The organism is Streptomyces milbemycinicus (assembly GCF_002154605.1).
Classification (GTDB): domain Bacteria; phylum Actinomycetota; class Actinomycetes; order Streptomycetales; family Streptomycetaceae; genus Streptomyces; species Streptomyces milbemycinicus.
In genome coordinates this window covers 1-536 of record NZ_MUNE01000921.1, presented here as the reverse complement: position 1 = coordinate 536, position 536 = coordinate 1, and the positions used below count along the sequence as shown (strand labels likewise).

Annotated in this window: 1 protein-coding gene; it reads left to right on the top strand. The window is 70.3% G+C overall.

Translation table 11 applies throughout. The annotated features are described in order from the left end of the window. A partial coding sequence (locus CCN51_RS48880; RefSeq protein WP_107426296.1) for a 50S ribosomal protein L25/general stress protein Ctc occupies nt 1–527 on the top strand: 527 nt, incomplete at its 5' end. Nucleotides 528–536: the final 9 nt, after the last annotated feature.

Genomic DNA, 536 nt, shown 5'->3' with positions numbered 1-536 from the left:
CCCGCCGTGACCGCCGCGAGGGCCTGGTCCCGGGTGTGGTGTACGGCCACGGCGCCGAGCCGGTCCACGTCAACCTGCCGGGCCACGACCTGATGCTCGCGCTCAAGACCCCGAACGTGCTGCTCGGCCTCGACATCGAGGGCAAGAAGGAGCTCGTCATCCCCAAGGCGATCCAGCGTGACGCCATCAAGGGCTTCCTCAAGCACGTGGACCTGCTCCTGGTGAAGCGCGGCGAGAAGGTCACCGTCGAGGTGCGGGTTCAGACCGAGGGTGAGCTGGCCCCCGGCGGCAACCTGCTGGAGCACCTGCTGAACGCGCTGCCGGTGGAGACCGAGGCCACCCACATCCCGGAGTCGGTCACCGTCTCCATCGCGGGCCTGGACGCCGGTCACTCCATCCTGGCCAAGGACATCACCCTGCCGGCCGGCACCACCCTGGCCGTGGAGGAGGACACCGTCGTGCTGCAGGTCGTCGGCGCCCAGGCAGAGGCCCCGGCCGAGGGTGAGGCCGAGGGCGAGGAGGCGTAAACCAACGCC